Raw genomic sequence first — 24092 nt, 5'->3', positions numbered from 1 at the left:
CTCCTGGGCGGACCGGGGGCAGGGTGCATACTGATATAGATACAGTAGACAGTACCGTTGTCATTCTGCCAAGGTTTGGGTGGACGTATCGGCGACGAAAGCAGGGTTCGATGGCCGCGAACGAGATATCCGATCCCGAAGTGGTGAGTACCGCGGCGCCGCTCCGCTTCGGCGAACAACCCCTGGCGCAGACGGTGGCCGCGGCCGGTGCGCTGCGCCGGATCGCCGGTCTGCTGATCTCCCTCGAGCATCCGCATCCGGCGGCCGACACGATGATCGAACATCTCGACCGATGGGAGCGGGAACTGGCCGCCGCGGCGCCCCCGGACCCCGCACCCCGGGTGGGTACACAGCCGAGCGAAACCCAGCGGGTCTACCTGGACCACGCCTTCGATATCGGCGCCTACAACCCGTGTTTTCCCGAATACCGTTTCGACCTGCTCGGTCCCGGTCACGCCGCCGGCCGGATCACCTTCCCGCTGGTGCACGAGGGCCCGCCCGGTTTCGTGCACGGAGGTTTCCTCGCCGTGTTCTTCGACGCGGTGGTCCAGCATCAGAGCTGCGCGGTCGGCGTCACCGGGAAGACCCGGTCGATGAACATCACCTATCGCCGGCCGACGCCGATTCTGGTGGAATTGCGCTTCGAGATCGACCGTGTCGTGCACGAGGCCGGAATCCGGTCGACGGCCCGGTTGCTGTGCGACGACCTCCTGCTGTGCACCGGAGATGTCGAGACCGTCGCGGCCTCCGCGGCCGCACTGGCCGGAACCCGGTTCGGCCGGCGCCGGGCATCCGACCGGTCCGCGGCCCCGGTCCGCGATATATCCGGTGAAGAGAACAGGAATACACGATGAGCAGCTCCAGCGGCGCCGGCGGCCGAGTCCACTACGACGTGGACCCCGGCGGCCGGATCGTCACCATCACCCTGGACAACCCCGCGCGGCGCAACTCCTACAACGCCACCATGCGGGACGAGCTGGCCCGGCACCTGGACCGCGCGGCCGAGGACGACGACGTCACCGTCGTGCTGCTGCGCGGCGCCGCGGGGGTGTTCAGCACCGGCGCCGATATGAACAACGCCTACGGCTGGTACGGCGAACGCCCGGGCACCGGCGGCGACGGTAACGGCATACCGGCGAAAAGCCGTCCGAGCCAGCGCCGCCGGCTGACCGTGGACCGGAAATCGTTCGGCTTCTATCACGATCTCATGGGCTATCCGAAGGTCACCGTGGGCGAGATCGCCGGTTACGCGCTGGGCGGTGGTTTCGAGATGGCGCTGATGACCGATATCGCGGTGATCGCGCGCGACACCAGGATCGGTATGCCGGCCACCCGCTTCCTCGGACCGGCGCTCGGCAGTCTGCACCTGTTCTTCCACCGGCTCGGCCCGGTGCTCGCCCGCCGCATGCTGCTGACCGGCGATATCCTCGAAGCGGGCGAGGTCGAACATCTCGGTGTGTTCACCGAGACCTGCGATCCGGCCGCGGTGACCGCGCGGGCCCGCTATTGGGCCGAGAAGACCGCGAAAATGCCCGCCGACGGCGTCGTCATCGCCAAAGAGGCGTTCCGGCTGGTCGAACAGAACCAGGCGTACCAGGGGGAAGAGGTCGCCGGCTACCTCATCCACGCCTTCGGCACCAACCTCCAGTTCGCCCCGGGCGAATTCAATTTCGTCAGAACCCGCGCCGAACACGGCACCCGGGAAGCTTTCCGGTTGCGGGACGAACACTTCCACGTCCCGGAACCGGACGTCGGCTGAGCGTTCGATACCGAATCGCGGACCGCTCTCGCCTGCTCCCGAGCCTCAGTCGCCCGGACCGAACCGTGCGAGTCCGGTGACGCGGAGCGATTCGAGGGCCGCGGCGGTGGCGGTGCCGGGAGCTGCCGAGTAGACGACGACTGTCTGGTCGTCCTCGGGCACGAGCAGGGCATCGCAGTCGAATACGAGAGTGCCGAGGTCGGGGTGCGCGATGGTCTGCGTGAGGCTGCGCAGCTGCCCGGAACGCCCGGCCGACCACAGCCGGTCGAATTGCGCACTCCCGGCGCGGAGTTCGGCGATCAGCCGGGCCAGGCCCTGATCCTTCGGGTATTTGGCCTGTGCCGTACGCAGACAGCCGACGCAGGCCGAAGCGTTGGCCGCCGCCTCCTCGGGCGTCATGACCAGCCGGTCGGCGCCGGACCCGAGGAAACGCTGCCACATGATGTTGCGCCGGGCGGCCGGTCGTTCGGAGAAGTCGCCGAACAGCGCCACCGCCGGTGCGTTCCAGGCCAGAACATCCGATTTCGCGGATATCACCAGGGCGGGCAGATCGGCCATGCGGTCCAGCAGGCGTAGGACACTCGGCCGGATCCGCAAGGGAATCCGCCCGGCCCGCGGCGGATCGGATCCGGCGAGCCGGAAGATCAGGTCGCGGTCGGAGTCGGTCATCCGCAGCGCCCTGGACAATGCGGACAGCACCTGATCGGAGGGTCGCGGGCCGCGGCCCTGCTCGAGGCGGACGATGTAATCGACACTGAGCCCGGCCAGCTGCGCGACTTCCTCGCGCCGGAGGCCGGGTACCTGTCTCCGGGGCCCGGCCGGTAGCCCCACCTCGGTGGGCTCGACGCGCGCTCGCGCTGTGCGCAGCACAAGAGCCAATTCGGATCTGTCCACCTACCCATCCTGCCGTGGGACGGCGGAACCGGGGTGGTACCGCCGGTCCTATGCCCGGCCGGCCCTGGAGACCGGTCGCGACCGGTGTGAGGCTGCGACCGTGACGACGAAGACGATTGCCGTGGTAACGGGTGCGAACAAGGGACTCGGACGGGAGACCGTACGCCGGCTGGCCCGAGGCGGATGGGAGGTGTTTCTCGCCGCGCGCGACCAGGTGCGCGGCGCCAGGGCCGTGGACGAGTTGGCCCGAGAAGGCGTACAGGCCCACTTTCTGGCACTCGATGTGACATCCGAGGAATCCGTGGTCGCGGCGGCCGCCGCGGTGCGGAATCGTGCCGGACGGGTGGACGTACTGATCAACAACGCCGCCGTCGGCGGGTCTGCGCTACCTCCGGCCGCTACCGGCGTCGACGATGTGCGCGAGGTATTCGAAACCAATGTCTTCGGTCCCATCCGGGTTGTTCGCGCCTTTCTGCCGCTGCTGCGTGCTTCCGGCCACCCGCGCATCGTCATGGTTTCCAGCGGTATGGGTTCGATCCCGACTGTCACCGACCCGCGCTGGCAGGACCACCTGCGACCCACGCTCGGCTATCCGACGACCAAAGCGGCGCTGAACATGCTCACCACCATGTACGCCCTCGCCCTGCGCGATATCCGGATCAACGCGGTCGACCCCGGTTATACGGCGACGGACCTCAACGATCACACCGGTCCGCAGAACCTCACGGAGGGGACCGACGCCATCGTCGAACTGGCCTCCATCGGGCCCGACGGGCCCACCGGCGCGTTCTTCGACAGGAACGGTAAAGTCTCGTGGTGAAGGCAGTGCTCGGTGCGGTGGCTCTGCTGACACTGGTCGCGGCGCTGTTCGTATTCGTGATGAGATCGCAGAATTATCCGATGGACCAGAAGGATCCGAATGAGATGACCGTCCTGTCGATAGGGCTGCATCCCGGCGCGGTCGACTACAGCCGACATCCGGCGATCGACGAAGCCACCCTCACCGCGCGTATCGAGGCGGGCGATGCAGCGCTCCGCGATGCCGGATTCGATATCGTGTCCTGCCGGGTGCCCGCGGATCCGGATGCGGCCGAGGCGGCAGTGCGCCGATGCGCCGCGACCGGGTCGTTCCGGGTGGCCATGATCGGCGCGGGTGTGCGCATGGCGGCCGAGCACACCCTGCTGTTCGAACGGCTCGTGAATGTGGTCACCGAGGTGGTGCCCGGAATACGGCTGTGCTTCAACACTTCACCGGAGACCACTGTCGACGCCCTGCGGCGTTGGGTACAACCCACCGACAGGTGAGGTTCGGCCGAGCAGTCCGCGGTTCGGTGTGCATTCCCGCCGAAGTGGTGGTCCACTATCGGTCGGCTTCGATCAGCCGGCTCACGTGTTCGAGGAGACACTGCAGGCCGTATTCGAAATTGTGCTCGTCCGGCGCCCCCGACTTGCGGCCCTGCGACATCGCCTGGGAGAGCAGCGGTGTCTTCTCCGGGTCGACCTGGATCCCTTCGTAGTAGGCGCGGGCCGAGCCGTCGAGTTCGGAGTTCCTGTCGTAGAGCCGTTGCAGCACCACCGAACCCCTGATGTGCAGGTTCACCGCCGAATAGATATCGAATGCCTGCTCGACGGTCAGCCCCGCCTCGACCAGTGCCGCCACCGCCCGCTCCATCCCGCGGGCGCCGAGGCGGGCGGCGGGTGGGCTCAGCGCGGACCGGATGAGGACGAGATCGCACAGGATGGGGTTGCCGAGGAAGGCCGCGCGCATGGTCCGGGCATGCCGACTCAGCGAATCCCGCCAGTTCGCCGGATCGATGAACGGGGTGTCGAAGACATGCCGGCTCAGTGCGCGGTCGGTCATGGCATTGAGCAGATCGTCCTTCTTGCGGAAATACCAATAGATACTGGTGACACCCACATCGAGGTGCTTACCGAGCAGCGGCATGCTCAGCCCGTCGATCGATACCCGCTCGGCGAGTTCGAAGGCACCGTCGATGATGTCCTCGGGATCGATCGAGCCACGTTCACGCCGGCGGCGCTTCACGCCGGTAGCTTTTCGATTCACAGCGGACCTCGTTTCTTCCGGAGGGTCGGGCATCCGCCCCGCGGGTGTACACCGGATCGCGTTTCTCGCTGAACGCGGCGAACGCCTCGAGTACATCGGGACAGGTCAGATTGATCCGCTGCGCGTGACCTTCGTTGAGCAGCGCTTCACGCATGGTGCGGTCGGCGCCTTCGTTCAGCAGGGATTTGGTGTGCGCGAGGGCGGTGGGCGGTCCGGCCGCCAGGCGTGCCGCCGCCTCGTCGACGAATGCGTCGACGGTGTCCTCGGGTCGTATCCAGGTGACCAGGCCCAGCGACCGGGCTTCTGTGGCATCGATGGTGTCGGCGAACATCGCGAGCCGCTTGGCCTGCTGGAGTCCGATCAGTCTGGGCAGCAGCCAGGAGCCACCGCAATCCGGTGAGAGTGCCCGGCGGGTGAAGATCTGGCAGAACCTCGCCTCAGGGGTGGCGACGACGAAATCGCAGCCGAGCGCGAGATTCCAGCCGGCGCCGGCCGCGATTCCGCGCACCTTCGCGATCGTGGGCACCGGTAGATCGTGTAACTGCAGTACCGCCTCGTTGATCGCGCGCATCTCCGCGGCGGGATCGGGGAACTCGTCCATTCCGGCGGCGTCGGCGATATCGGCGCCGGAACTGAACGCACCGCCCGCTCCGGTGAGAACGACCGCGCGGACCTCGCCGCCGTAGGCGATATCGCGGAGTTCGTCGCGCAGCGCGGACCACATCGCGCGGGTGATCGCGTTCTTGCGGCGCGGCCGGTTGAACGTCAGCGTCCGTACGCTTCCGCTCTGATGACTGAGCAGTTCCGGCTCTTCGGTCACGATATCGTCCTTTCCACTACAGCCCCGCGAGGAGTCGCGGGACTTGTCGCACTTCGATCACGCGGCGTCTGCCGGGCCCGGCAGACGCCGGTCGCGAACTGTGGACCAGCGGCCGGATCGGACCCCGCCGCCATCACCCATCTCCGGGCCGCCGGAGACCGGAAAGCTCCGGCCGATCACGAATGGGCCTGTTTCGGAGAGGAAGAGGGGCGGTGGATCAGGCGACGACATCGAAGGTCACCGGGAGTGCGTTCGGCGAACGGAAGGGCTGGCCGAAGATATGCGGATCGCCCTCGGCGAGTAGTTCGAAACCGGTCAGCCGGGTGAGCAGACGGTCCAGCGCGACCCGGGTCTCCATCCGCGCCAGGTGCAGGCCGAGACAGGTGTGCGCGCCCGCGGTGAAACTGATGTGCGGGATGCGGCGCCGGTGGATATCGAATTCCTCCGGGCGTTCCCAGCGGGTCTCGTCCCGGTTGGCCGACCCCAGGCACAGATCCAGTACCGCGCCGCGGGGGATGGCGACACCATCCAGTTCGGTGGCCTCGGTGACGTACCGTTGCACCAGGGTGAGCGGGGTCTCGTAGCGCAACCCCTCCTCGATCGCCGCGGGGAGCAAGCGGTGATCGGCTTGTACGTCCGCGAACTGGTCCGGGTGTTTCAGCAGCAGGTAGAGCAGATTGCCGGCGGATCGGTAGGTGGTCTCCAGGCCGGCCGGCAGCAGGAGCCGCAGGAACGAGTAGATCGCCTCGTCGGTGAGTTTCTCGCCGTCGATCTCCGCGGTCGCCAGATCGCTGATGATGTCGTCGGTCGGGGCGCGGCGGCGCTGTTCGATATGCCCGAGGAAATACCGCTGCAGATCCTTCGACGCCGTCAGGGCGCGACCCACATTGCCGGCGTAGCTGATAATCGATACCGCGGCCTTGCGGAAGAACGGCAGATCCTCCTCGGGCAGGCCGAGCAGGCGGGCGATGACCCGGGTGGGGAATTCGAAGGTGAAATCGCGGACCAGATCGGCACGACCGCGTTCGGCGAATTCGTCGATGAGCGCATCGCAGATCGGCCGGACGATTTCGGGCTCCCAGGTGAGGAGCGACTGCGGTTTGAACGCCGCCGAGACGAGACCGCGGTGCGCCCGATGCCGGGCGCCGTGCATCGCGAGGATGGTCGGCCCCATGAAGACGCCGATCGTGGAATCGTAGAGTTCGGTGCTGAAGACCGGACTGTTGCGCAGGGCGGAGTTGACCGCGTCGTAGGAGAACGCCGCGTAGGAATCGCTGGGCCGCAGCGATTCCGGGGTTTTCGAGTAGTCCATCACCGTACCGTGCGAAACGCCGCTCTCGGCGCGCCGCGCGGCGAAATACGGGTAGGGGTCGCGTAGCTCGAGGGCGTCCCCGACCCGGGTCGATTCGTCCTGTACAGGGCTGTCCACAGCTCACCTCTAGCGTTGTCGGGACCGTGCGGGATCCGCGATTCTCAACATACTGTAATACATACAGTAAATGTCATTGTCTGCCTCGGCAATCCTGGTCGGCATGGTGACTTGCCCGATGCTCCGGCCGGGGTCCGGAGGTCCCCCCGGCCGTGCGGTTCGGGCGGGCGGTGATTTCCGCCGGTGCTGTCAGAGTTGTCTCGGCGCTCCGGCCGCCATCGGCGCCACGAACCCGCCGTCCACGTGCAGGTCCTGGCCGTTGATCCAGCGGGCAGCCGGTGAGGCCAGGAAGGCGATCACCGGGACGATATCGTCGACGCTCGCATGCCGACCCACCGTCGCCTTGACCATATCGAGGACATCCTTGCCCATGCTGGTCTCGAAATCGGTCAGGATCGGGGTCTCGGTCGGCCCCGGGCTCACTGTGTTGATCCGGATCCCGTACTGCTGCCACGCGGCCGGGGCCAGGCGTTTGGTGTGGATGATCGCCGCCTGTTTCGAGGTGCTGTACACCGGGTAGTCGGGATCCTGGCTGTCCTGCCAGCGCCGGACCGTTTCGAGATCGGCCGCGTCGAGCAGGCCGGCGAGTTCTTCGATCCGCTGCTGCCAGCCGAGTGCCGCGACCGACGCGACGGTCACGATAGCGCCACCCTCCCGCAGTCGGGGGAGCATCCCCTCGGTCATCAGTCGCATACCGAAGTAGTTCACCGCGAGCACATCGTGGGCCGGGGCGGTGCCGGGTACGCCCGCGATATAGGCCAGAACGTCCCACCCCGTGCCGATGCGCTCCAGTAGCCCGTCGATCGCCGCGGCGTCGCGGAGGTCGCACCGTTCGTGTCGGGTGGCCGGGGTGTCGCTCGCGCGCAAGTCCACCGCGAGGACGAAATCCCCCTGCCGGTGGTAGTGCGCGGCGGTCGCCGCGCCGATTCCCGATCCGGCGCCGACGACGACGATCCTGCGTTGCTCAGGGGACATGACTACCACCGCTCCAGTGCCCGGTACGAGTTATAGAATGCTTGACAGTAAGGCTGACTATAAATCACTCTGGTGGACGGCACAACGCGCCGGACCGGCCGTCGGCTACGGGGTCCGACCAGGAGCGTTACGAACATACGGAACGGAAGAACCGCATATGAGCATGCCGATCGTCGATGATGCCGCGAAGGTACTTGCGGACCCGGCCGCCTACACCGACGAGGTGCGATTGCACACCGCGCTGAGCTCGCTGCGGGCGAATACCCCGGTATCGCTGGTGGACGTACCGTCCTACGAGCCGTTCTGGGCGATCACCAAACACGCCGATGTCATGGCCGTGGAACGTGCCCACCGGGTGTTCACGAACTGGCCGCGGCCGGTGCTGATGCCGGCCGCCTCGGACGAGATGCAGGCCGCGGCCGGTATCCGGACGCTGATCCACATGGACGATCCGCAGCACCGGGTCGTGCGGGCGATCGCCGCGGACTGGTTCAGCCCCAAGTCCATGCGCGCGATGGGTGAGCGGATCGAACAGCTCGCCGTCCGTTTCGTCGACCGGATGCGCGATACCGGCGGTGAATGCGATTTCGTGCAGGAGATCGCGGTCGACTACCCGCTGTATGTGATCATGTCGCTGCTCGGCGTTCCCGAATGCGATTTCCCGCTGATGCGCAAGCTCACGCAGGAACTGATCGGAAGCGACGACGACGAGTACAAGCGCACGATCTCGGAAACCGAGACGATGAACGCGCTGGCGGAAATGTTCGCCTACTTCAAGACATTGACCGATTCGCGACGGGCCGATCCGACCGACGATCTCGCCTCCGCCGTCGCCAACGCGACGATCGACGGCGAACCGCTGTCCGATATCGACACCATGTCCTACTACGCGATCATCGCCACCGCCGGGCACGACACCACCAGCGCCACGATCGCGGGCGGTATGCGCGCCCTGGTCGAACATCCGGGACAGCGCGCGGAGCTGCGCGCCGACCTCGGTCTCGTGCCGCAGGCCACCGAGGAGATGATCCGCTGGGTCACCCCGGTGAAAGCGTTCATGCGGACCGCGGCGCGGGACACCGCTGTGCACGGCGTACCGATCGCGGAGGGGGATTCGCTGCTGCTGTCCTACGTATCGGCGAACCGGGACGAGGAAGTCTTCGACAACCCGTTCCGGTTCGATATCCACCGCGAACCCAACAAACATGTGGCGTTCGGATTCGGTATCCATTTCTGCCTGGGTGCGGCGCTGGCCCGGATGGAGGTCGGCAAATTCTTCGCCGAACTGCTGCCGCGACTGTCGTCGGCCGAGCCGGCCGGCGAGCCCGAGCTGATCGCGACGACCTTCGTCGGCGGGCTCAAGCATCTGCCGATCCGCTTCTCGCTCACCTGAGAACCTCGGCCCGGCGGTCTCCGGCGGCGTTCGCATCGTGGCGCTGCCGGGGGACTTTCCGGACAGGCGGGAGCCGCCGGATCGTCAGCGACCTCGGAACCGCGGCGCCCGGCGCTCCCGGAACGCGGCCAGCCCCTCCTTGAAGTCCGCAGTACGGCAAGCGAGTTCGAGGGTCAGCAGTTCGTGGCTCAGCGCCCGGGGCAGGCTCGCGCCCAGGTTGTCGTGGACGGCCTGTTTGCTCAGCCCCAGCGCGACGGTGGGGGCGGCGGCGAGCCGGCCGACCAGCGCTGAGCTGTTCCGGTCGAGATCTTCCGGTGCGCACGCCTCGTGGATGAGTCCCCACCCGGCCGCGTCGCTACCGGCGACCTTCTCGCCGAGCAGCAGCATACGTTTGGCCCGGGCGAGGCCCACGAGGCGCGGCAGCAGCCAGGTCGACCCGGTATCGGGACTGAAGCCGCGGCTCAGGAACGGTTCCCAGAACACGGCGTCGCCGGCGGCGACGGTGAAATCGGCGGCGAGGGCGAGGTTGCACCCCATCCCGGCCGCCCAGCCGCGCACGGTGCACACCACGGGGAGATGGATGGTGTGCACGAGCTCGATCAGCCGGTTGGCGGTATGGGGGATCCGGCGTACCAGGTCGCCGGTGCGGGGTCGCCGCTCGTCGCTGTTGGTGGCCACCCAGTCCACGCCGGAGCAGAAATCGGCGCCGGTGCCCTCGATATGCACCACTCGCAGGCTTTCGTCGGTCGCCGCCCGGGTGAGCGCGTCGATCAGTTCGGTGATCATCCCCGGCGCCAGCGCGTTCCGCCGCGCCGGCCGGTCGATGGTCAGTCGCAGCACCGGACCGTCCTGGTCGCGGTGGACTGTTCCCGCCGAGGGTGATGCCTGGATATCGTCGCTCACTGCTCTCCCGCGTCTTTCTGGGTGTCCAGTCGATCCGGCTATACCGTTGACCATACCGTAAGAGTGACCAAAGCTGGGTCGGTGATGTTCGCCGACGGTGGGTGCGACCTGCCCGCCCCGCCGCTCATCCGCTGCTCCGTCCTCCCCGCCGCTTCCGGTGTCCCGGCTGCTGATCCGCGGTCGCGGTGGAGTGGCGGCGGGTGTGGATTCCGGCCGACGGCTGCCTGTCGGCCCGGGTCCGGTGCCGTCGCCGGGTGCGACGTCGCTTCCGGTCGATCCGGTGGTGCGGTCTCGCCGGGTATTCGGTAAACCTTGCGCCAAGCAGTACTGATAGCTATACAGTAGATGCAACTATCAGGTGTGCGGGAGTGCGCGGCAATGGAGGTGGCAGGTGGACGGATCCGACGGTGTACCGGCGCCGCAATACGGTCGCCGAGTGGGCGGCCGGCCGGTCCTCGCCTCCGGAGGTCCCCGGTGACCGAATGGAGTATCGGCGCCGTATTCGACGCGGTCGCCTCCGCGGCCGGCGACCGCACCATGACCATCTGCGGCGGTCGCCGGACCACCTTCGCCGACTCCGCCGTGCTGACCCGCCGGTTCGCCGATTTCCTCGCGGCCCGCGGGCTCGGCGCGCATACGCCGCGCGAACGGCTGGCCCGCTGGGAATGCGGCCAGGACCGGGTCGCGCTCATCATGCGCAACGACCGGTACCTCGACGTGATGATCGGCTGTATGAAGGCGCGTACGGTGCCGGTGAACGTCAATCATCACTACACCCAGCACGAGATCGCCGACCTGCTCGCCTATATCCGGCCGAGCGCCGTCGTCTACCACCGCTCGTTCGGGCCGGTGGTCGCCGCCGCCGTACCCGCCGATGTGCGGCTGCTGATCTCGGTGGACGACGGTAGTGATGTCGACGAGCGACCGGACGCGGTGCGGTTCGCGGAGGCGGTGGCCGCCGGCGACGCCGACCGGGTGATCGAGACATCGCCCGACGATGTGGTGATGCTGTGCACCGGCGGTACGACCGGGCGCCCCAAAGGTGTGCTGTGGCGGCAGAGCGATATGTACGTATCGTCGATGAACGGTGCCGACCACGAATCACTGGCGCCGCTTCGGGAACTGGTGGCGGCGACCGGATACGTATGGTTCGCGGTCTCCCCGCTGTCCCATGCCGCCGGTATCTGGACCGCGTTCGCGGGGCTGCTCGCCGGCCAGACGATTCTGCTCTACGACGACCGGATGACGTTCGACGCCCGCACCGCCCTGGCGGCGGCACAGCGGGAACGGGCCGCGCTGATGACCATCGTCGGCGATGCCTACGCCGGTCCGCTGGTGCGTGAACTCCGGGCGCGCCGGTACGACCTCGCTGCGCTCATGGCGATCGGAACAGGTGGTGCCGCGACCAATCCCGCGCACCGGCACGCGCTGCTCGAACTTCTGCCACACGCCACCGTGGTCGAAGGATACGGTTCCTCGGAGACCGGCGGGATGGGCTACGGCCGCAGTAGCAGAGGCGCGGAGGTGGACACCTTCGCACCGATGGCCGGCGGAACCGCTGTCTCGCAGGACCGCAGCCGTTTCCTGGAACCCGGGGACACCGAGATCGGATGGGCGGCCCGCACCGGCCGCGTACCGCTCGGGTACTTCGACGACCCGGACGCGACGACGCGCACCTTCCCGGTCGTCGACGGCCGGCGCCTGGCGATCCCCGGTGACCGGGCCACGGTCGCCGCCGACGGGAGCCTGCGCCTACTGGGCCGGGATTCGCTGGTGGTCAATACCGGGGGCGAGAAGGTCTTCGTCGAAGAGGTCGAGGAAGTACTGCGGGCCGCGTCCGGCGTGCACGACGCACTGGTCGTCGGGCGGCGGAGTGCGCGGTGGGGGAAGGAAGTCGTGGCCCTGGTGTGTATCTCGGACGGTTCGGAGGTCACCGAGCTGATCTTGCGGGATGCCTGCAAACTGCGCCTGGCCGGCTTCAAGGTGCCCAAGGAGATCATCTTCGTCACCGAGATCAGACGGCTCGGCAACGGGAAACCGGATTACCGCTGGGCGTCGCGACGCGCGACCGCGCGGGTCGCGGCGGAAAACGAGGTCTGAACTATGCGCAAGGTCATCGATTGCCTGGTCAATGTGCACTTCGGCGAGCAGGAACAGCCGGCCTGGATGTTGCAGGTCCGGGACGACTACTTCAAGGGCCCGAAATCACTGTACGAACAGGTGGAGCTCGGTGCGCTGCTCGACGAGATGGACGAACAGGGCGTCGAGAAGGCCGTCCTGATGTATTCGATGCGGAAGCCGTCGGCCACCGCGCTGAAATTCGCCGACGCCCATCCGGAACGGTTCGGTCTCGCGCTCAACGGTGTGGATCTGCGGCATCCGGTGTCGTCCCTGCGGGAACTCGGAGCGCTGGTGAAAGATCTTCCCGTCGTCTACACCACCATGGGACCCAGCTTCTGGGGCGACGGGCAGTTCCCGCCTACGGACGCGATGTACTACCCGCTGTACTACAAATGCGCGGAAATGGATCTGCCGCTGTGTATGAACACCGGACTGCCCGGTCCGCCGATTCCCGGCGAGGTACAGAACCCGATCTATCTCGACCGTGTCTGCTACCGCTTCCCCGAATTGCGCCTGTGCATGATCCACGGGGCCGACCCCTGGTGGGACGTCGCGATCCGGCTGCTCATGAAATACCCGAACCTGCGGCTGATGACTTCGGCTTGGTCGCCGAAACGGCTGCCCGACAGCCTGATCCATTTCATGCGGACCCGGGGCAAGGACAAGGTGATCTTCGGTTCCGACTGGCCGGTGCTCACCATGCGCCGAGTGGTTCCGGAAACCCGGGCCCTCGATCTGCCCGGCGACGTCCTCGACAACTACCTCTACCAGAACGCGCAGGATTTCTTTTTCGGCGACCGGTCCGCCGGGGATTGAGTCGCGCGGGACCAAGGAGCACGCAGAATGGATCGCTACGAATTGCGCCGACAGGACTACAGCCTCGCCGAGGACCAGTCCGAATTACAGGCCGCCTATGCGAAATTCTTCAGAACCCGCTGCCCGCTGGAGGTGGTGCGGGCGGCGGAGCCCACCGGTTTCGACAAGAACCTGTGGGAGCGGCTGTGCGGTACCGGCGCGACCACGATGGCGCTGCCCGAATCCGTGGGCGGCGACGGTGCGACGCTGGTCGATCTGGTCCTCGTCGCGGAGGAACTCGGCCGTGCGATTGCCCCGGTCCCGTGGATCGACCATATCTGTGCCTCCCGTTTGCTCGCGCGGCTGGGCATGCTGGACACCGGTGACACCGCGGTCGTGGAGGGTCGCCGGCTGATGGGGCTGGAACCCCGGCTCGGGGCCGGAACGGCCGGTGCCCGGCTGATACCGGCCGGGGCGGTCGCCGACCATATCGTCATCCGCGCGGGCGACGAGATCGTGCGCCTGAGTTTCGATACCCGTCCGGCTCGCGTGGACAATATCGGCCGGCTGCCGATGGCCTGGATCGATCCGGCCGCGGCCGACCGGCGCACCGTATTGGCCGCCGGCGCGGCGGCGGTCGCCGAGCACGACCGCGTGCTCGACGAATGGCGGGTACTGATGGCGGCCGCGCTGGTCGGGCTGGTCGAGGAAACACTGCGTATCGCGGCGGAATTCGCCACCACGCGGTACACGATGGGGGTGCCGATCTCCACGCTGCAGGGTATTTCGCATCCGCTGGCCGATATCGCCGTCACGGTCGAAGCCGCGCGCAATCTCACCCGGCGCGCAGCCTGGTTCCGCGAATTCGAGCCCGGCGTACAACCGGCCCTCGCCCCGGCGGCGTTCGTGTACATCGCCGAGGCGGCCCCCCGGGCCGCCACCACGGCGGTGCATGTCCAGGGCGGTCTCGGGGTCTCCGACGAATCCGCGGCCGGCGCCTATCTGGTTCGGGCCAAGGGCTGGCCACTGGCGGCAGGCGACATCGCCGCCGACGCGGTGCGAGCCGCCGAACTGTACGCCGCCGCACAGATCTAGAACGGAGCACCTCCATGGATTTCTCACTGGTCGAACTGTCCGACGAGGATCGGGCGTTCCAGGAGCGGGCACGGGCGTTTCTCGACACCCGTGTCACCGACGAGGTCCGGCGCCGGGACCGCGAAACCGGCGACAACTTCGACGAAGGTGTCCACCTGGCGATGGGTGCCGAGGGCTGGCTCGCCGCGGAACTGAACAGGCCGGGCGAGGGCGGGCTGAACCGGCTGCGGCGCCGCATCTGGGACCTGGAGAAGCGGCGCGCCCGCGTGCCGTGGGTGACCTGGGGCACCACCGCGATCGTGCTCGGTTCGGTGCGCGACTACGGCTCCCGTGAGCTGAAGGAAGAGGTCCTGCCGCGGGTGGCCGCCGGCGAGGTGCGGCTGTGCCTCGGGTATACCGAACCCGAGGGTGGCTCCGATGTGGCGACCTGTAAGACCCGCGCGGTCCGTGACGGCGATCAGTGGGTGATCAACGGCGCGAAGATGTTCACCACCGGCGCGCACAACTGCCAGTACGTCTTCCTGATCACCAATACCGATCCGGAGGCGCGGAAACACAAGAGTCTCACCATGTTCCTGGTCCCGCTCGACACCCCCGGTATCGAGATCCAGGGTATCCGCACCGTCGACGGCGACCGCACCAATATCGTCTACTACAGCGATGTCCGGGTCGACGACAAATACCGGCTCGGTGCGGTGAACGCGGGCTGGTCGGTACTGATGGGCCCGCTCAACACCGAACACGGCGTGGTGGACGCCGCCGGCGACGGTCTGCAGGACGTATCGATCATGACCCACCAGGGCGCGATGATGGCGGTGGCGGTCGACCGGATCGGCGCACTGGCCGCGCGACCGCGTCCGGACGGCAGCCGCCTGCTCGACGACACCTCCGTGGCGTACCGGTTGGGGCGCAGTGTCGCCCGGATGGAGGCCGCGCTGGCCGCACCGCATATGTTCGGCCGCGTGGCCATCGCGCAGGCCATGCGGGATATCGCACCGGATCTGATGGACCTGCTCGGCCCGGCCGCGGCGCTGCCCGCGGATACCGAGGGCGCCGCGGACGACGGGGGAGCGGAGTACATCTACCGCTGGGCGCCGCTGTGCGGTATCTACGGCGGCACCCTCGAAGTGTTCCGCAATATGATCGCTCAGCACGTACTCGGTCTGGGGAAGCCCCACTACTCGTCGCCGGCCGCGCCGAAGGCCGCCTGACGGGCTCCGCGGGAACCGACGAAGGAGCGTGCGAACATGCCTCGGTACCGCACCGGTACACCGCTCGCCGATACCGGCGCCACCGGTCGGCCGGTGCCGGTCACCGAACGGATCGTCGAGGTCGACGGTATTCCGATATCGGCGCGGTGCGTCGCGGTGGACCGGCCCCGGGCCGTCGTGGTCGCCGTGCACGGCGGCGCGACCACGGCGCGCTACTTCGATTTTCCCGGATTGCCGCAGCTTTCGCTGCTGCGGCTGGGCGCCCGGCTCGGTTTCACCGTGCTGGCCCTGGACCGTCCGGGATACGGTGCGTCGGAGCCGTACGGGGACGCCTTCGACGCACCGGAGCGCCGGGCCGAGGTGACCTATCGTGCCATCGATGCGCTGCTCGGCCGGGGCCACCGGGGCGCCGGGATCTTCGTGACGGCCCATTCCGCGGGCTGCGATCTGGCCGTGCACATGGCCGCGCACGTCCGCGGTGGATCACTGCTCGGGATCGAGCTGGCGGGCACCGGCCGGCGTGGGCACCCGGAAGCACTGCGCCGGATCGAGGAGGTCCGCCGAACCGGTAGTGGGGCCGCCGTGCGGGCACTGCTGTGGTATCCGGAAGCCGGCTACCCGCCGGAACTCGCGAGCGGACGGGCGATCTCGTCGGCTTCGCCGCCCTACGAAAGCGCGGTCGTGCGGGACTGGCCGGCGAATTTTCCCCGGCTCGTCGCGGGGATACGGGTTCCGGTGCGATTCAGCTACGCCGAGTACGAACGGGTATGGCGTTGCGACCCGGCCGCGCTCACCGAGATCACCGGGTTCTTCACCGCGTCCGCGCGCTTCGTACTGCACCGGCAGCCCGGTGCCGGGCACAACATGAGCGTGAGTTTCGCGGCCGAGTCCTACCACCGCAGCGTGTTCTCGTTCGTCGAGGAATGTGTGCGCACCGAAACCGACTCGTAGACATCGGAGTTATCCCGTGCAGGTTCCATTCACCTGGAAAGTCACCGGCTGGTTCATGGTCGGCTGGTCCGCCGAGTTCCCGCTCGGCGAGGTGCGGCCCCTGCGCTATTTCGGCGAGGACCTGGTGGCCTACCGCGACGAAGCGGGCGTTCTGCATATCCTCACCGGCCACTGCCGCCACCTCGGCGCGCATATCGGCCACGGCGGCAAGGTGGTCGGCGACTGCGTCGAATGCCCGTTCCACGGCTGGCGGTGGGGCCCGGACGGGCGCAACCGCAGGATACCCGGTGAGGACCGCGTCAACCGTGGCCTCCGGTTGCGGGTCTACCCGGTGAACGAGCAGAACGGCTGCGTATTCATGTGGCATCACCCCGACGGGAAGGCGCCGCACTGGGAGATGCCGGATATCCTGCGGATGTTCCCCGAGCTCGGTGGTGATCCGGCCGGCTACTACCGCCCCTATCCCGAATTCTCGCGCAGAACCGAGCGGGAACCGGTGCATCCACAGGTCGTCCTGGAGAACGGTCCGGACAGCCTGCATTTCGAGTACGTCCACGGCGCCACCGTCACTCCGCGGATGCTGGACTACGCCGCGCAGGGGCACATCTGGTCGTTCCGCACCGGCTGGCCCGATGCCCGCAGTGCCGATCCGGACCGGATGGCGCTGAAGATCCACGCCGAGATGTTCGGCCTCGGCGGCTCCATCAGCGCATTCGAAGGGTCGTCCGACCACCGGCTGATCTTCGCGACCACGCCCGTCGACGACGAATGTTCGGATCTGTTCTACTCGATCTGGTGGCCCAGGAATCCACGCGACGAGTCCGATGTTCCGCCACCCGAGGTCCGGGAACGGGTGGAGCGGCAGTTCCTGGTCACCGTATGGGAGGACCTGAGCATCTGGCGATACCAGAAGTACGTCGAGCATGCGCCGCTGTCACCGAAGGACGCCGAACCGTATCTGTCCCTGCGCAAGTGGGCGAAACAGTTCTACGATGTCCCGCCCGTGCAGGCCGGTCACCCGTGATGCTCCCGGGCTACGGCCGCGTAACCGATCGTGGGTGAGCGGGCCCTGCGCGATCTGGTGGACCCGGCGCGCACCGCGCTGGTCACTCAGGAGTGCCAGGGCGCGGAGTCGATATCACTCCGGGCAGCCCCGGCGCGCGGTTGCTCCCCGAATTCGGGCCCGAACCGGCGGATCTGGTGCTGACCCGGAGTCACGGTCTCGGGCCCATGGGCGGCACCGACCTCGACGCGGTGCTGCGCAACCTGGGTGTTTCGACGATCGTCGCGGTGGGTGTGTCACTGAATGTGGCCATCCCGAACCTGGTCATGGACGCGGTGAACGCCGCCTACGAGGTGGTGCTACCCCGGGACGCGGTGGCCGGCGTGCCGGCCGCGTACGGCACCGCGATGCTCGACAACACCCTGTCACTACTGGCCACGGTCACTTCCACGCGGGAACTGCTCGATATCTGGAGGGGATGACGATCGCGCGGGAACCGGGCGATCAGGCGCCGGGGGAACCGGCACCGGGATCCACGGGTGAGCGCGCCGCGCCGGCGCGATAGGCGCGGATCAGCACGACACCACCCTCGACCACCCGGCCCAGCACGATCCCCGCCGCCACCGACACCACGTTCACCCAGATGCCGTCGAATCCGAACCCCACGACGAGGACCGCGGCGACAACCAGGGCGGCGGGGAGAGCACAGGCCGTCTCGCGGAGAATCTTCTTCAGCTCCGGCATATCGGCTCCCTCCCCAGGACATGCGGACCGCCAGTTTATCCGATGCCGCTGTACCGAACTACTTTTCCCGACAGCCGGTGCCGGGGGCTCGGCCGATCCGCGGGCGAGGACGGTCAGTCGCTCGCCGGGAGCGGTTTCGCGGCTCTGATCGCGAGCGGCACCGTATCCACACTGAGGGTGCCCGCGCCCCCGCGGGTTACCAGGATTTCCGCGCCGCTCTCGTGGACATATCTCTTGCCGATGCCGGTGCCCCCGGCGAATGCGGGATCGAGCACCGCACCGGCCGGTTTCGCGGTACCGAGGGCGACCATGGGCGCGCCCCCACAGCACAGCCCGGCCGGCGCGCCGGTGGCGCGGATGACGATCACCTGCGTCTGACAGACCTGGCTCTCCAATCGGCTGCCGCTCTCGATCACGATGGTTCCTCCCGGTACGTTCCGGTCACAGAATCGCTCCCGCGTCCTTGGCGGCGATGATCTCGTCCCAGTCCATACCGAGTTCCAGCAGGATCGTCTCGGTGTGCTCGCCGTAGGCCGGGGCCCTGCTCGGCGGGGCGGGAGTCTGGTCGAACTGCACCGGGGCGGCGACGGTGCGGTAGTCGCGGCCGGCATCGTCGCGCACCGACATCAGATAGCCGTTCGCCGCGACCTGGGGATCGTCGAGGACCTCTTGTGGGCTGGCGATCGTCGCCCATACGCCCGGTTCGTCGGCGAGCATCCGCTGCCACTCGGCCAGATCGCGTTCGGCGAAGATCTTGCGCAGTTCGGTGGTGGCGGCCTCCTGGTGCAGTACCAGGTTCGCCAGCGGTACGAATCGTTCGTCGGTGCCGAGCTCGGGCCGACCGATCCGGTCGCAGAAGCCCTTCCAGTAGCGATCGGTCTGCAGGAACATCAGCTGGACCCAGCGGCCGTCGCGAGTGCGGTACCGGTTCACAGCGGGGTTCAGCGCCGACCCCGCCGGCCCGGCGGGGATCCGATCGACGCCGTAGTAGTCCGCGGCCGAGATATCCGGGGCCACGGCCCACATGCCCTGGGCGAGCAGCGAACTGTCCACGACCGGTGCGTGCCCGGTCCGTTCGCGGTGGAACAGTGCCGCCGTGATTCCGCCGGCCAGGGTGATACCGCCCTGGAGGTCGCCGAAGGCCGGTCCCTGGCTCACCGGATATTCGGTGTCCGGCGGGCTCAGTGCGTAGGCGACACCGGCGCGGGCCAGGTAGCTGGCCGCGTCGAAGCCGCCCCGGTCCCGCTCCGGGCCGCGGCTGCCGTGACCGCTACCCCGGGCGATGATCATGGTGGGATTCGCTTCGCGTAGGCGCTCCATCGTGAGACCGGCGCGTTCGAGGGGGCCCGGCAGCCAGTTGGTGAGGAAAACATCGGCCTGGGCGAGCAGCGCGGCCAGGATCCCGCGGCCGAGCTCGGATTTGATGTCCACGCCGATACTGCGTTTGCCGTGATTGCCGATCTCCATCATGAAACTGGCCTGTACCGGGGAATCCTCGACGGTCAGTCCGCCGACGACCAGATTCCGGCACGGATCGCCACCGCGGGTGTCCTCGACCTTGATCACATCGGCACCCCAGTCCGCCAATGCCGCACCCGCGCTGGGCACATACGTCCACGAGGCCAATTCGACCACTCTGACACCGTCGAGCAGACCGGTCATCGGTGCTCCCTTCCGAACGAGCAGCTGTCGTGTAGAACTATACGGTAATGATTACAGTTGATCATCCTGGATGGTGTTGACGGTGGCAAGGCGGGAGGGCGCCGCGAGTGCTCCCTGGGTTCCTGTAGTTGTTACTGTATGTAATACTGTTGGAAGACATCCACGATGCACACCGCTACATCACGTATGTGGCTCGAGCAGAGGTCGAGAGATATGGCCGAACCCGTCGTCGTCGGCGCCGTCAGAACAGCGATCGGGCGCTCGTTCAAAGGCGCCCTGGCGAATGTGCCGACCGAAACCCTCGCGACCACCGTGCTGCCGGAAGTGGTCCGCCGGGCCGGTCTGCGGCCCGGCGCGGTGGACGATGTGGTGTTCGCGGAATTGAATTACGGCGGTGGCGATCTGGCCCGCCACGCGGCGGTGGCCTGCGGGATCGAGAACGTCCCGGGTCAGGCGGTCAACCGGCACTGCGCGGGCAGTCTCACCGCGATCGCCAACGCCGCCGCGCATATCCGATCCGATATGGAGCGGGTACTCGTCGCGGGCGGTGTGCAGTCGCTGTCCACCGCCCCGCTGATGAAGTGGCGAGTCCCGGACTCGGGGCCGGAGACGCGGTTCGCCGAACCCTGGATTCCGCCGTCGCATCCGGAGACTCCCGACGCCCCGACCATGGATATGTCGGTCACGGTGGGCTGGAACACCGCGAAGGCGGCCGGTATCACCCGGGCGGAGATGGACGCGTGGGCGCTGCGGTCACATCAGCGCGCCTGTGACGCCATCGAAGCCGGGAAGTTCGTGGACGAGATCGTGCCGCTGAAGGTCACCCGGGCCGACGGCACGGTGATGGATTTCGCGGTGGACGAGCATCCGCGCCGCGATACGACGCTGGAGCGCCTGGCCGCGCTGCCGGTACTGCATCCCGAAATCGACGGATTCTCGATCACCGCCGGGAACAGCAGCGGTATCAACGATGCCGGTGCCGCGGTGGCGCTGGTAGGCGACGATTACGCCGCCGCGGAAGGGCTCGAGGTGATGGCGACGGTGCGCGCCTGGGCCAATATCGGGGTGGCGCCACGGGATACCGGACTGGGTGCGGTGCAGGTGATCGGCAAAGTCCTGCAGCGGGCCGGGCTCGGCGTCGCGGATGTGGCGCTGTGGGAGATCAACGAAGCCTTCGCCTCGGTGCCGATCGCCGCCTGCCGCGAGTACGGGCTCGACGCGGAACGCGTGAATTTCTTCGGCAGCGGATGCAGCCTGGGGCACCCGATCTCGGCCAGCGGTGCCCGCATGGTGACCACGCTGATCTACGAACTGCGCCGCCGCGGTGGCGGTATCGGTGTCGCCGCGATGTGCGCCGGTGGCGGTATGGGCGGTGCCCTGGTGCTCGAGGTCTGATATCGCCGCCATCCGCGTCCCCGGCCGCACGCTGGTGATCACGATCAGCGGAGAAGCGACCTCCCGAGTGGACCGGTACCTGAACGGTGCGTGCACGCCTCCGGTACACCGGATCCTCACCTGTCGATCCCGGAGAGTCCGTCGACCCCGAAGAGTAAGGAGAACCTCGTGTCGTTCGAGGGAGAAGTCGTCCTGGTGACCGGCGGCGCCGGCGGACTCGGAGCCGCTACCGTACGCCGGCTGCACGGCGCCGGAGCGGCGGTGGTCATCGCCGACGTCGCCGACGAGAAGGCCCGGGAGCTGGCCGACGAGTTGGGCAACAAGGCCGTCTACGTGCGCACCGATGTGCTGGACGAGGATGCGGTGAACGCGGCGCTGGACACCGCGGCGGAATTGGGCGAATTACGCTACTCGGTGATCGCCCATGGTGGCTTCGGAGTACTCGAGAAGGTGGTGAACCGCGACGGCAGCCCGCACACCCTGAAGGGTTTCACCGACACCGTCGCGCTGTATCTCACCGGGACCTACAACGTGCTGCGGTTGGCCGCGGCGCGGATGGCGACACTGGAGCCGAAGCCGAACGGTGAACGTGGCGCGATCGTGATGACGAGTTCGATCGCCGGGTACGAGGGGCAGATCGGGCAGTCGGCGTATTCGGCGGCCAAAGGGGGCGTTGTCGCCCTGACGCTGACCGGCGCGCGGGATCTCAGCTCGCTCGGGATCCGCCTCAACAGCATAGCTCCCGGCACCATGCTGACTCCGATCATGGAGTTGATCGGGGAAGAGGGCCTGGCGAAATTCGCTTCGACGGTACCGTTCCCGAAACGTTTGGGTACGCCGGGCGAATACGCGAACCTGGCCCAGCATCTGCTGGAGAATCCCTATATGAACGGGGAGGTCGTGCGGATCGACGGCGCGCAGCGTTTCCAGCCCCGTTGAGTCGCCGAACAGGCGCATATCGGAGCCGATCGGGCTCCCACGCCAGCGCGTATCCTGCGGCGACTATCGGCCGATCGGATTCCGGCCGGCAGCGTCGTAGGGGGCCAGTAGTGGTGGTGGGTCGGTCAGCGCGCCCCCGAACGCGGGGGCGGCGCACCGCGCGGCGTGCCCGGGGCCGTTCTCGGGGACGAGGACAGAGCCGGTGATCGTCACCGGAGGGTCGAGCGGTATCACCACCACCCGGGTGGAGGCGATCTCGGTGACCTGATCGGCAGGCAGGACCGTCCACGTGTGCGGATCGGAGCCGACTTCGACGGCCGTGTCCTGCGCCGCGCCCGCGGGACGCCCGAGCCGGAGTTCCGATCCGTGCACGGCGCCGGATACCGCGTCGTGCAGATGGCGGTCGTGCCGGCGCGCGGGTATCCGCAACGCGCCGCCGGCCAGTTCACGCGGCCCGACCGCGCCACGGTGGGCGAGTGGGTGCCGGGCGGATACGATCGCCACGAGCGGTTCGGTCCAGGTCGGGATCGCCGTGAGTCCCGGTTCGGTGGGTTCGCCGCGGGCCAGCACCAGATCGAGTTCGCCCCGGCGCAGGGCGTTGAGGCGAGCGGTGAGCGGGAGATCGACCAGCACGACCTCGAACGGTGAGCCGGCAGTGCGCAGTGCGTCGATTCCGTGTTCCAGCCGGGTGGTGAGTCCGGCGGCGGCGCCGATTCGCAGGGAACCGGCGGGCGGCTGTGCCGCGAGCCGGACATGTTCGGCCGCCGCGAGCGCCGTCCGCGCGGCATCGAGGACCCGGGCGCCCGCCGCGGTGAGCCGGACCCGGCGGGGCGAACGTTCGAGCAGCCGGACGCCCAATTCCCGTTCCAGCCGGGCGATCTGCTGGCTGACCGCGGGTTGCGCGATACGCAGTCGTTCGGCCGCCCGGCCGAAATGCAGTTCCTCGGCCACCGTCACGAAGTACCGCAGCGCCCGCAGTTCCATCGCATCCTCCTGCCGGACTCGACATCGTGGACGATAAGCGCAGCTTATCGCTGCGCATGCGTTCCGGGTCTGGTCGCCCCTCCGCCGGCCTGCTGAAGTCGTTGTATGACTATCGAATCGGGACTGCTCGGCGCACATCTACGCGAGCACGAGGTGACCCCGCCGGATGCCCGGCTGCTGGAGGAAGCCGGTTACGGCACGCTGTGGCTGGACGCGTCGCCGCCCGCCGACCTGGCGCTGGTCCAGCGACTGCTCGAGGCCACGACCCGGATGACCGTCGCGACCAGCGTGGTGAACGTATGGACCGCCGCCCCGGAAACGGTCGCGGCCTCCTACCACCGCCTCGAGGCCGCACATCCCGGCCGGTTCCTGCTCGGCGTCGGTATCGGCCACCGTGAGACCGATACCGAGTACGCCTCGCCCTACGACACACTCGTCTCCTACCTCGACGTGCTCGGCGGCGCCGGTGTACCCGCGGAGCGGATCGTCCTGGCGGCGCTGGGCCCGCGGATGCTGCGACTGGCTCGCGACCGCACCGCGGGCACCGTCCCCTGCATGGTCCCGGCCGCCCATACGCGCGGCGCCAGGGCGATTCTCGGCGCGGACCGGTTGCTGCTACCGGGTCATTTCGTGGTACTCGACGCCGAGCGCGAGCGGGCCCGGGCGACCGCCCGATCCGGTCCGCCGGGACAGGCACTCGGAGTCGCCAACTACGCGAACAACCTGCGCCGGCTCGGCTGCACCGACGCCGATCTCGCCGACTCCGGCAGTGACGAACTGATCGACGCGCTCACCGCGCACGGGGACCCCGCCACGGTCGCCGCGCGGCTCACCGCACACCTGGACGCCGGAGCGGACCATGTGGGCGTCTACCCGCTGGGCGCCGACCCGATCACCACCCTCCTGGGTGTGGCGGAGGCGTTCCCCGGCGCGCACACACCACGATGAGCCGGG

At 68.0% G+C, this 24092-nt stretch carries 24 protein-coding genes and 1 pseudogene; 15 read left to right on the top strand and 10 right to left on the bottom strand.

The features are described 5' to 3' along the window. Window positions 1–110 precede the first annotated feature (110 nt). Both ACWEWT_RS08380 and ACWEWT_RS08375 read left to right on the top strand, forming a co-directional pair. Window positions 111–854 carry a PaaI family thioesterase gene (locus ACWEWT_RS08380; protein WP_452557515.1) on the top strand — a complete coding sequence of 248 codons (744 nt, stop codon included), beginning with the start codon at window positions 111–113 and terminating at the stop codon, window positions 852–854. Next, window positions 851–1759 (top strand): enoyl-CoA hydratase/isomerase family protein, encoded by a 909-nt coding sequence (locus ACWEWT_RS08375; RefSeq protein ID WP_452557513.1) that lies wholly within the window; start codon window positions 851–853, stop codon window positions 1757–1759. Before ACWEWT_RS08380 ends, ACWEWT_RS08375 begins: the two co-directional genes overlap by 4 nt. A gap of 45 nt (window positions 1760–1804) precedes the next feature. On the opposite strand, the gene ACWEWT_RS08370 is transcribed toward ACWEWT_RS08375, so the two are convergent. Further along, a complete protein-coding gene (locus ACWEWT_RS08370; RefSeq protein WP_452557511.1) occupies window positions 1805–2653 on the bottom strand; it encodes a helix-turn-helix transcriptional regulator in 849 nt (282 codons plus the stop codon). A 100-nt stretch (window positions 2654–2753) separates the two neighbouring features. On the opposite strand from ACWEWT_RS08370, the gene ACWEWT_RS08365 reads away from it, so the two are divergent. Both ACWEWT_RS08365 and ACWEWT_RS08360 read left to right on the top strand, forming a co-directional pair. After that, the gene (locus ACWEWT_RS08365) at window positions 2754–3473 is read left to right on the top strand and encodes an SDR family NAD(P)-dependent oxidoreductase (protein WP_452557509.1); all 720 of its coding nucleotides are present in this window, start codon (window positions 2754–2756) and stop codon (window positions 3471–3473) included. Further along, window positions 3470–3958, top strand: coding sequence for a hypothetical protein (locus ACWEWT_RS08360; RefSeq protein WP_452557507.1), 489 nt, complete (start codon window positions 3470–3472; stop codon window positions 3956–3958). Before ACWEWT_RS08365 ends, ACWEWT_RS08360 begins: the two co-directional genes overlap by 4 nt. Window positions 3959–4013: 55 nt before the next feature. On the opposite strand, the gene ACWEWT_RS08355 is transcribed toward ACWEWT_RS08360, so the two are convergent. The 4 genes from ACWEWT_RS08355 to ACWEWT_RS08340 form a co-directional block, all read right to left on the bottom strand. After that, window positions 4014–4718, bottom strand: coding sequence for a TetR/AcrR family transcriptional regulator (locus ACWEWT_RS08355; RefSeq protein ID WP_452557505.1), 705 nt, complete (start codon window positions 4716–4718; stop codon window positions 4014–4016). Further along, window positions 4678–5538 (bottom strand): enoyl-CoA hydratase/isomerase family protein, encoded by an 861-nt coding sequence (locus ACWEWT_RS08350; protein ID WP_452557503.1) that lies wholly within the window; start codon window positions 5536–5538, stop codon window positions 4678–4680. The genes ACWEWT_RS08355 and ACWEWT_RS08350 overlap by 41 nt, the downstream gene beginning before the upstream one ends. A gap of 217 nt (window positions 5539–5755) precedes the next feature. After that, window positions 5756–6967 (bottom strand): cytochrome P450, encoded by a 1212-nt coding sequence (locus ACWEWT_RS08345; RefSeq protein ID WP_452557501.1) that lies wholly within the window; start codon window positions 6965–6967, stop codon window positions 5756–5758. A gap of 189 nt (window positions 6968–7156) precedes the next feature. Next, entirely contained in the window at window positions 7157–7942 is a 786-nt protein-coding gene (locus ACWEWT_RS08340) for a coniferyl-alcohol dehydrogenase (RefSeq protein ID WP_452557499.1), read from the bottom strand. 157 nt (window positions 7943–8099) lie between these two features. Here ACWEWT_RS08340 and ACWEWT_RS08335 point away from each other — a divergent pair, with 157 nt between their 5' ends. Next, on the top strand, window positions 8100–9335 hold the full coding sequence (locus ACWEWT_RS08335; RefSeq protein ID WP_452557497.1) for a cytochrome P450: 1236 nt from the start codon (window positions 8100–8102) through the stop codon (window positions 9333–9335). 84 nt (window positions 9336–9419) lie between these two features. Here ACWEWT_RS08335 and ACWEWT_RS08330 read toward each other — a convergent pair whose 3' ends face one another. Continuing rightward, window positions 9420–10238, bottom strand: a complete 819-nt coding sequence (locus ACWEWT_RS08330; protein WP_452557495.1) for an enoyl-CoA hydratase/isomerase family protein — start codon at window positions 10236–10238, stop codon at window positions 9420–9422. Between the two features lie 474 nt (window positions 10239–10712). On the opposite strand from ACWEWT_RS08330, the gene ACWEWT_RS08325 reads away from it, so the two are divergent. From ACWEWT_RS08325 to ACWEWT_RS08295, 7 genes and pseudogenes are all read left to right on the top strand, one after another. After that, window positions 10713–12338, top strand: a complete 1626-nt coding sequence (locus tag ACWEWT_RS08325) for an AMP-binding protein (RefSeq protein WP_452557493.1) — start codon at window positions 10713–10715, stop codon at window positions 12336–12338. Window positions 12339–12341: 3 nt separating this feature from the next. Then, window positions 12342–13175, top strand: coding sequence for an amidohydrolase family protein (locus ACWEWT_RS08320; protein ID WP_452557491.1), 834 nt, complete (start codon window positions 12342–12344; stop codon window positions 13173–13175). A 27-nt stretch (window positions 13176–13202) separates the two neighbouring features. Continuing rightward, window positions 13203–14249, top strand: a complete 1047-nt coding sequence (locus tag ACWEWT_RS08315) for an acyl-CoA dehydrogenase family protein (protein WP_452557489.1) — start codon at window positions 13203–13205, stop codon at window positions 14247–14249. A 14-nt stretch (window positions 14250–14263) separates the two neighbouring features. Further along, complete coding sequence (locus ACWEWT_RS08310) at window positions 14264–15460, top strand: acyl-CoA dehydrogenase family protein (protein WP_452557487.1); 1197 nt, start codon at window positions 14264–14266, stop codon at window positions 15458–15460. A 36-nt stretch (window positions 15461–15496) separates the two neighbouring features. Beyond that, entirely contained in the window at window positions 15497–16411 is a 915-nt protein-coding gene (locus tag ACWEWT_RS08305) for an alpha/beta hydrolase (protein WP_452557485.1), read from the top strand. A 16-nt stretch (window positions 16412–16427) separates the two neighbouring features. Beyond that, on the top strand, window positions 16428–17435 hold the full coding sequence (locus tag ACWEWT_RS08300) for an aromatic ring-hydroxylating oxygenase subunit alpha (RefSeq protein ID WP_452557483.1): 1008 nt from the start codon (window positions 16428–16430) through the stop codon (window positions 17433–17435). 98 nt (window positions 17436–17533) lie between these two features. Next, a pseudogene (locus tag ACWEWT_RS08295) lies at window positions 17534–17896 on the top strand (isochorismatase family protein); the annotation flags it as partial. A gap of 22 nt (window positions 17897–17918) precedes the next feature. On the opposite strand, the gene ACWEWT_RS08290 reads toward ACWEWT_RS08295, so the two are convergent. From ACWEWT_RS08290 to ACWEWT_RS08280, 3 genes are all read right to left on the bottom strand, one after another. After that, entirely contained in the window at window positions 17919–18158 is a 240-nt protein-coding gene (locus ACWEWT_RS08290; RefSeq protein WP_452557481.1) for a hypothetical protein, read from the bottom strand. 113 nt (window positions 18159–18271) lie between these two features. Continuing rightward, window positions 18272–18574: a hypothetical protein gene (locus ACWEWT_RS08285; protein ID WP_452557479.1), complete on the bottom strand. Its 303-nt coding sequence runs from the start codon at window positions 18572–18574 to the stop codon at window positions 18272–18274. Between the two features lie 25 nt (window positions 18575–18599). Next, the gene (locus tag ACWEWT_RS08280) at window positions 18600–19820 is read right to left on the bottom strand and encodes a CaiB/BaiF CoA transferase family protein (protein WP_452557477.1); all 1221 of its coding nucleotides are present in this window, start codon (window positions 19818–19820) and stop codon (window positions 18600–18602) included. Window positions 19821–20033: 213 nt separating this feature from the next. Between ACWEWT_RS08280 and ACWEWT_RS08275 the strand changes: the two genes are divergently transcribed. Next, entirely contained in the window at window positions 20034–21215 is a 1182-nt protein-coding gene (locus ACWEWT_RS08275; RefSeq protein WP_452557475.1) for a thiolase family protein, read from the top strand. A 168-nt stretch (window positions 21216–21383) separates the two neighbouring features. Beyond that, complete coding sequence (locus tag ACWEWT_RS08270) at window positions 21384–22154, top strand: SDR family NAD(P)-dependent oxidoreductase (protein WP_452557473.1); 771 nt, start codon at window positions 21384–21386, stop codon at window positions 22152–22154. A 63-nt stretch (window positions 22155–22217) separates the two neighbouring features. On the opposite strand, the gene ACWEWT_RS08265 is transcribed toward ACWEWT_RS08270, so the two are convergent. Continuing rightward, window positions 22218–23138: a LysR family transcriptional regulator gene (locus ACWEWT_RS08265; protein ID WP_452557471.1), complete on the bottom strand. Its 921-nt coding sequence runs from the start codon at window positions 23136–23138 to the stop codon at window positions 22218–22220. Window positions 23139–23243: 105 nt separating this feature from the next. Between ACWEWT_RS08265 and ACWEWT_RS08260 the strand changes: the two genes are divergently transcribed. Then, window positions 23244–24086 (top strand): TIGR03620 family F420-dependent LLM class oxidoreductase, encoded by an 843-nt coding sequence (locus tag ACWEWT_RS08260; protein ID WP_452557469.1) that lies wholly within the window; start codon window positions 23244–23246, stop codon window positions 24084–24086. The last annotated feature ends 6 nt before the right edge of the window (window positions 24087–24092 follow it).

This window comes from Nocardia sp. NPDC003963 (assembly GCF_053605105.1).
The sequence above is the reverse complement of the archived record's forward strand: the minus strand, read 5'-3'. Positions and strand labels throughout refer to the sequence as shown.

What these genes read in the sequence shown, in the direction of transcription:
- ACWEWT_RS08380 (WP_452557515.1), top strand. Translation starts at nt 111, where the DNA reads ATGGCCGCGAACGAGATATCCGATCCCGAAGTGGTGAGTACCGCGGCG.
- ACWEWT_RS08375 (WP_452557513.1), top strand. Translation starts at nt 851, where the DNA reads ATGAGCAGCTCCAGCGGCGCCGGCGGCCGAGTCCACTACGACGTGGAC.
- ACWEWT_RS08340 (WP_452557499.1), bottom strand. Translation starts at nt 7,942, where the DNA reads ATGTCCCCTGAGCAACGCAGGATCGTCGTCGTCGGCGCCGGATCGGGA.
- ACWEWT_RS08335 (WP_452557497.1), top strand. Translation starts at nt 8,100, where the DNA reads ATGAGCATGCCGATCGTCGATGATGCCGCGAAGGTACTTGCGGACCCG.
- ACWEWT_RS08320 (WP_452557491.1), top strand. Translation starts at nt 12,342, where the DNA reads ATGCGCAAGGTCATCGATTGCCTGGTCAATGTGCACTTCGGCGAGCAG.
- ACWEWT_RS08315 (WP_452557489.1), top strand. Translation starts at nt 13,203, where the DNA reads ATGGATCGCTACGAATTGCGCCGACAGGACTACAGCCTCGCCGAGGAC.
- ACWEWT_RS08310 (WP_452557487.1), top strand. Translation starts at nt 14,264, where the DNA reads ATGGATTTCTCACTGGTCGAACTGTCCGACGAGGATCGGGCGTTCCAG.
- ACWEWT_RS08305 (WP_452557485.1), top strand. Translation starts at nt 15,497, where the DNA reads ATGCCTCGGTACCGCACCGGTACACCGCTCGCCGATACCGGCGCCACC.
- ACWEWT_RS08290 (WP_452557481.1), bottom strand. Translation starts at nt 18,158, where the DNA reads ATGCCGGAGCTGAAGAAGATTCTCCGCGAGACGGCCTGTGCTCTCCCC.
- ACWEWT_RS08280 (WP_452557477.1), bottom strand. Translation starts at nt 19,820, where the DNA reads ATGACCGGTCTGCTCGACGGTGTCAGAGTGGTCGAATTGGCCTCGTGG.
- ACWEWT_RS08275 (WP_452557475.1), top strand. Translation starts at nt 20,034, where the DNA reads ATGGCCGAACCCGTCGTCGTCGGCGCCGTCAGAACAGCGATCGGGCGC.
- ACWEWT_RS08265 (WP_452557471.1), bottom strand. Translation starts at nt 23,138, where the DNA reads ATGGAACTGCGGGCGCTGCGGTACTTCGTGACGGTGGCCGAGGAACTG.
- ACWEWT_RS08260 (WP_452557469.1), top strand. Translation starts at nt 23,244, where the DNA reads ATGACTATCGAATCGGGACTGCTCGGCGCACATCTACGCGAGCACGAG.